Source organism: uncultured Lutibacter sp., from assembly GCF_937891065.1.
Taxonomy (GTDB): Bacteria; Bacteroidota; Bacteroidia; order Flavobacteriales; family Flavobacteriaceae; genus Lutibacter.
Genome location: NZ_CALAEQ010000061.1, coordinates 1 through 6,496 on the forward strand (window position 1 = coordinate 1; position 6,496 = coordinate 6,496).

The 6,496-nt window shown below is 29.5% G+C and carries 9 protein-coding genes; all 9 read right to left on the reverse strand.

The window, feature by feature from the left end; genetic code table 11:
* Positions 1-430: alcohol dehydrogenase catalytic domain-containing protein (locus Q0352_RS03745; RefSeq protein ID WP_299523853.1), on the reverse strand; the 430-nt coding region annotated here is incomplete at its 3' end.
* A gap of 75 nt (positions 431-505) precedes the next feature.
* Positions 506-1,027, reverse strand: coding sequence for a GNAT family protein (locus tag Q0352_RS03750; protein ID WP_299523856.1), 522 nt, complete (start codon positions 1,025-1,027; stop codon positions 506-508).
* A 136-nt stretch (positions 1,028-1,163) separates the two neighbouring features.
* Entirely contained in the window at positions 1,164-1,490 is a 327-nt protein-coding gene (locus Q0352_RS03755; protein ID WP_299523858.1) for a PQQ-binding-like beta-propeller repeat protein, read from the reverse strand.
* Positions 1,491-1,645: 155 nt separating this feature from the next.
* On the reverse strand, positions 1,646-2,593 hold the full coding sequence (locus tag Q0352_RS03760) for a homocysteine S-methyltransferase family protein (RefSeq protein WP_299523861.1): 948 nt from the start codon (positions 2,591-2,593) through the stop codon (positions 1,646-1,648).
* Between the two features lie 187 nt (positions 2,594-2,780).
* Positions 2,781-3,188 carry a MauE/DoxX family redox-associated membrane protein gene (locus Q0352_RS03765; protein ID WP_299523863.1) on the reverse strand — a complete coding sequence of 136 codons (408 nt, stop codon included), beginning with the start codon at positions 3,186-3,188 and terminating at the stop codon, positions 2,781-2,783.
* A 24-nt stretch (positions 3,189-3,212) separates the two neighbouring features.
* Positions 3,213-3,725, reverse strand: coding sequence for a GNAT family N-acetyltransferase (locus tag Q0352_RS03770; protein WP_299523866.1), 513 nt, complete (start codon positions 3,723-3,725; stop codon positions 3,213-3,215).
* An 87-nt stretch (positions 3,726-3,812) separates the two neighbouring features.
* A complete protein-coding gene (locus tag Q0352_RS03775; protein WP_299523869.1) occupies positions 3,813-4,283 on the reverse strand; it encodes a DinB family protein in 471 nt (156 codons plus the stop codon).
* Positions 4,284-4,447: 164 nt separating this feature from the next.
* Positions 4,448-5,278 (reverse strand): GNAT family N-acetyltransferase, encoded by an 831-nt coding sequence (locus Q0352_RS03780; protein WP_299523872.1) that lies wholly within the window; start codon positions 5,276-5,278, stop codon positions 4,448-4,450.
* Positions 5,279-5,488: 210 nt separating this feature from the next.
* Positions 5,489-6,310: an alpha/beta hydrolase-fold protein gene (locus Q0352_RS03785; RefSeq protein WP_299523875.1), complete on the reverse strand. Its 822-nt coding sequence runs from the start codon at positions 6,308-6,310 to the stop codon at positions 5,489-5,491.
* Between the last annotated feature and the right edge of the window lie 186 nt (positions 6,311-6,496).

Sequence of the window (6,496 nt, forward strand, 5' to 3'; positions counted from 1 at the left end):
ACGAGACAGCTTCTTTATGTGACAATTCTATTGGTTTTAAGCGAATATTCATTTGTTTTATACTTCTATAAGTAGCCCAAGAGCCACTCTCTCCAGTTTTACTTGGAATTCCAATAACCTCATCACCAATTTTAAATTGTTTTACTTTATTTCCAATAGCTGTAATAACCCCTGAAAAAGTTGAACCCATTATAAAAGGAGCTTCATTTGAGACCACTTTGGGGCCTAAAAACCGACCAACTGCGGTTCCTTGTGCAACAGCAATATCATCTATATGTAGTGCAGATGCCATTATTTGCACGAGCACTTCGTCTTCTTTTATTTGTGGAATAGGTAGGATTAATTCTTGTATTTCATTAGGAATATTGCCAATTTCTGGTTTTTCAATTAATCCAAAAGCTTTCATTGTAGGTTGTGTTTTCTTGTCCATTGTAATTATTTCAGTTACCGATTTGTAAATGCTCCGTTTTAAAGTTGTGTGTGCCTAGTTGTATTTAGTTTAAATTTAAGTGTAAATTTTAGTCATTTCATATCTATTTACGATTTGACTAAAATTTATCCACCCTGGAATCGTCTCATATGATTTAATAAATTTGAATCCTGCCTTTTTCAATACTTTATTCGGTGCAATATTTTCTGAATATGGCTCGCAAATCAATTTTTCTAATCTCAGATTTTTGAAATACAAAGGTGCTGTCTGTTTTAGAAAATTATAACCTAATCCGTTTTTTCTAAAATCATTTTTCCATAGATGTAAATGCATCGTTGCAGTTTTACCAAAGTAAATATTATTAATATTTGAGTGACCAGATGGTTTCCCATTTATTAGCCATATTATATAATAAAATTCCTTTTTCTTAAATGGTTTTTCATATTCTGAATTAAGCTTTTTAATCCATTCCGATCTTTCAGGAAGCTTTTTTTTATCTGCTCCCATTCCCTTTAGAAATTCTGAATCAGCATTGAAAAAATAGTCAACTATTGATTCAATATCACTCTTTTCCATTTCTCTAACTGATAGTTTCATTCTTTTTTCTTTTTTTATGCTTGGGAACTCGTATCATCAATCCCAAAAGTTCAACCTTTAAATGGTTTATATCATTGGTAGGTTCAAATAGGAATTGGTTTTAGATCTGTTTCGTTAAATTGTTGAATGAAGCATCTTATTTATCTGTTATTGCATAAATATAACCATCAGAACTTCCAAAATAGATCACTTGATTTGATATTACAGGTGAGGATAAAATTGCTCCTGCGTTAATAAAAACATCTCTATAAAGAGAAGATAATGTTGGCATGTCGCTTATGTCTTTTGTTAATTCAGTTCTTATTTCTGGATCAATTTCACCGCTACTATTAAAAAAATTCAGAGTATCAGTTTTACAACCAATAGTTTGAAATTCCCAAATAACATCTCCCTTTCCATATTCAGACTCAAACTCCAACTGATTTTTATTACTTATTTTATATTTCCAAACTATTAAATACATATCATTAATTAAATTTAATTCCTGTTTGTCTAGCGATTATTTACAACTAACGGTTCGTATAATAGTAGCCGATTTTGGGTTTCATTCCTGTCAAGTTACAAGAAATTTGAAGCGGGCTACACCCCATGAATTTACAACTCTTTCGACTATTATTTTTATACATTGTCATGCACAGTACTTGTTATTTTTTCTGTAAGTGATTTTATAAACTTGTCGTTTGTACCGCAACAACCGCCAAAAATTTTAAAATTAAACTCATTTTTTAGAAAGCACATTTCCCTAATTATTTTTTTTAAATCATCTTGTTGTAGTATGTTGCAATTATTTAGTTCCGCAGGGGTCAAAATTGAAGTGTTAGATTGAATACCTTTAAAACGCTCTAAAAACTGACTATTCCTATTTTTTTCTTGAATTATTCCATGAATTAAGTTAGTTGGATGAATACAATTTGTCATATAACAAATTGGGCTTGGAAATACTTCTTTATCTATTATTTCAATTGCTTTAGATAAAATTGTTCCATCCATTAAGCAACCATCTTTTTTTAACATGAAACTTATAATATAAGGGATATTAGTTTCAGCCATAGCCCTTGCCATACCAATAGTTTCATTCATTTCAGGCATTATTCCCGCAAACAAAAAATCAATGTTTTTTTCTGTGAATTGTGTTGTTTGTTGTCTATGAAATAGATAAGCATCTTTTATCCCAAGAACTTTTTCACCGCTGTACGCATCTCCTTTGCAACCCAATAATCCACCAACAAGAATTTTTTCTGAATATTTGTTATAGCTTTTCTTTATTCGATTCAGGAATGTACATGAATCATCAAAAAGGTTTTTGCCATTGAACGAAGAACTATTTAACGACTCAAAATTTACTTTTCGTGTCGGAGTCATAATCATTATCGGCAAATCAAATTTCTGTCCAATTTTAATATATTGTCTATATAATGATTCAAGTGATTCTGGATGAGTATAAATAAAGCCTGCGTGATTAATCCAATCATCCATTTCAGCATTAAATTCAGATTTTAGTCTTTCAACTAATGCTCCTTCTGTCAGGATGATTTTTGAACTTTGATATATTTCTTCAAATGTCATATTCTATTTTTATTGAACTTGCGAGTTTGTGACGTATTGTACACAACTTGTGTATATGTGCATTTTTTTAATAATCCCAACTTTATATCTCTCATTATTCTTCTTCATATCGTCATAAAGTCATACTATTTACTGTTATCAAATCTATTTATTTAACAATTATAATCAATCCCAAATTTGTGGTTTCTCAATTTTTATGGTTCTTAAATAGAGATTTATGAGTGGGAAGTAAAATACATAAAAAACCAATAAACATATAATCTAGAGTCCCATTGACATTATGGAAATTATCCATGAAATATTCACCCAACATCATGGTCATTATATAAATTAAATAACCATATAACCCAAAAAATCTTGTTTTACTAAATATTAACAAAAACCCAATTAATAACTCGAAAAATGGCATAACATATAAAAGAACTAAGATTAAGCCTCTAGGAAGTTTAAACACATAACTTTTAGTAAACAAACCTTCGTAATAAGTAACAAAATTTTCTAAATCCATTAATTTATAGGATGCACCAACTATTAGCAGAAGAATTAAAAACACTCTTGCTATTCTTTCAATACTTTTTAAATTCTTTGTTTCCATGTATTTTTTTTATTTGAAACTATATTAAATTTCACATTTCATAATTCTTTGCAAACCGAAATTTCCTATTATAGCTTGTCCAGTTTCAAAATATCCAACTTTCCTATAAAGGCGATAGGCATTTTTATTTTTAATATTGACTGCAAGAACGATTTCTTCAATATCAGAAAAACCAATACCTTCATTAATAAAATTAGGAATAAGTTCCATTGCTTTTTTCGCAATACCTTTGCCTTGATATTTAGGATTAATGGATAAAGCCTTTAATAAAATAGAGTTCTTATTTTCAGTAAATACGAATCTATCATTACCAAAATCTAAGACAAACAACCCAACTGGAATGTTATCATAAATAATTGTTACAGGAATAGCTGTGAAGTCACCAATATTCTCCCGTTTGCTAATTCTTTCAAATACAATACTAGGTATGGCAGTAAACTTATCTTGACCTTCCAGCAAATTATAGTTTAATAAATCTGTCTTATGAGATTCCTTTAGCTTTTCTAAATTTATTCTTATCATATTTAATAATCCCAACTTTTATATCTTTCATTCGTATTCTTCATGTCTTCATAAAGCCATACCATTTATTGTTATCAAATCTATATTGTTTAGCTGGTATAATCAATCCCAAATTTGTGGTCTATCAATTCCAATGGTTCTTAAATATCCTAATAGTTGTCCAGTATGAACAGATTCATGGTAAGCAATTCTGTTTAAATAATCGCCTAGGCTTTTATTTTGGTTCACCTCACTTCTCACTATTCTAATCATTTCTAAATCGGATTCTTGTAATCCTTTTATCATTTTTAAAAAGGCAACATGATAGGTTTCTGCAATATCCAATTCGTTTTTTAGATTAGCATATTTTAAATTTTTCCAAGGCGATTCATAAGAACCTAAATTCCCACGGTTTTCAATTATTTTATGGAATAGATGCTCGCCTTCTAAAACATGACGAATCATTTCTATAACTGAAAACGCTTCTTCATCTGGTTTCCAGTTTAGATAATTATCAGGAATTCCTTCCCAAAGTTTAATGCTTCGTCTTCTTATTTCAGAAAAATTTTGTACTATAATTTCAATCGAATTCATTTATGGTTTCTTTTTAATTATTTCTTGCATTAGAAAAATACTACATTTTTCCTATTTCATTTTTTAGTCGAAACTCAAATTCCAGTCTTATTGCTGTCGCTTCATCTTCAACCTTAATTACCTTTTATTTTGCTGGCATTGTACTTGTCACATATGAATTGAGTTTATCTACTTAATCTATAATAGGGTATCTCAGAGATAGGTTCAAATCCAAGTTTCTCAGCTAATTTAAATGAACCTACATTTTCTAATCTGCAGGCCCATACAGGTTCAAAATCATTTTCGAAGCAATAATCAATTAATGCTGAACATACTAATTGAGCAAATCCTTTTCCTTGAAAATCTGAGATAGTTTCAATACCGATCTCTAACCTCTTATCATGTATAAACGCAGAATAAGCAGTTGCAGCTAATTGATTTTTATATAATAAACTGAATCCTATACCATTTTCAATAAAGTCATTTACATTATCCCAAAAATTAGATGGAATGACGCTACCCTTCATTTCATTATATATTTGTTCATCAGTTCTCTCAATTTCACAATCCTGCGGCAGATTCATTTTCTTATTTGAAATATATTTTTCTCTATTAATTTTAAAGTTAACCCTTGTGTTAAGTTCGACAATTCCAATTTCAATAAATTCCTTATTCTCCGTGGACTTAATCATGCGGTTGCCATAAAGTTCAGAAAGAACTTTATCCCAATCATTTGAATAAGCTTGCATCCATTCGTGTTTATTTCTTGTTCTATTAATGTTTATAGAATAATTTAGGAATTCATTATTGAAATCGATATTTTTTGAATCTCCAAATAGCAATGACATACCGTAAGGATGAACTACGTAGAATGTTTTTGGATTCTCTATATTATCAACAAATACCATTCCTGATATTCTTTTTTCAATGACTGAACGAGCAAATAGATTGTTAATCTTTATACTCATTAAATGATTAGTCACCTTGTGATAATTTTCACTTTCTAATATCTTCATCTTTTAATTCTAGTGATAAGTTTTGCACTCGGACCAAGTTCTCATAATACATTACAAAATTAATTAGCTTTGTTCAAATAAGAGGGTCAAGTTTCCAAGGCTCATACAAATTTATTTTCCAAATCATTAAACATACTATAAATTATTAATGGTTTTATTTACAATATAAATCTAAGCAAATTGGAACTTAGCTTTTCATGTGCAATGTTGTCACTCATTCTCTTTCACATTTAATATCCAAATGAAGGCTTTCTCTTTAGTTGCACGAAATATTGTATTATGTTTTTCATTCGGTTCGTCTGAATATTTCCATATCAATGATTTAGGGGCATTATTCTGAAAAGTTTTTGCAACGCTGTTAGTGTATTTTGAGATATCTTCTGCACTTGAACCTGCAAACCAAAGCTTTGTTTTCTTGTTTGGAAAGTTGGCCATATATTCATTTGCTTTTCTTTCTAAATAATGGTTATTCCACCAAATTGAAGGATCCATTGCTATATAAAAATCGAATGCATCAGGTTTTAAAAAAAATGTTTCCATTACAAAAAGACCTGCTAAGGATTCTCCGATAATACCTTTTTGGTTTGTGATTCTGTATCTTTTGCTTATTTCTGTACATAATTCATCTGTAATAAATTCACGAAAATTTTTTGCACCATCTGTCAATGGGCAATACTTAGCATCTTCCTCAACTTCTGAAAAACCGGTTAAATCTCTTCCTCTTTTAGTATTTTCTATTCCAACAAGAATAATTGGCGGTATACTTTTGTTTTCAATAAGTTTGGCAATTGTATTTGCAATGTGTGGAAAATCTTCTTTTATACCACCATCTGGCATATACAGCACGGGTAAAGTATCGTTATTTTCTTTATATTTTGGTGGTGTCCAAACATTTATAATTCTTGTTTCATTAACGTGTTTTGAATCTATAGAAAAATTATCATGGGTGGGAATAGGATCATTATACAGTGGTTTCTTAGCGAAACTCAGCAAGAGTATTGGTAAAAATAAATAATAGATTTTTTTAGTCATTTTTCTGATTTTAATAAGTGAAAAAGAATAAGTGTTAAAATTTGTACGATTGGAAAATCTGCGATTTTCCAATCGTACAAATTGTTAGTTGAATGTTTGTCGGTTCGTTGTTTAGTTTAAAAGTAAGCATAAATTTTATGAGGTGTTGTATACTGTGCTGTTTTAAATCGAGTTTAATTTTTTAAT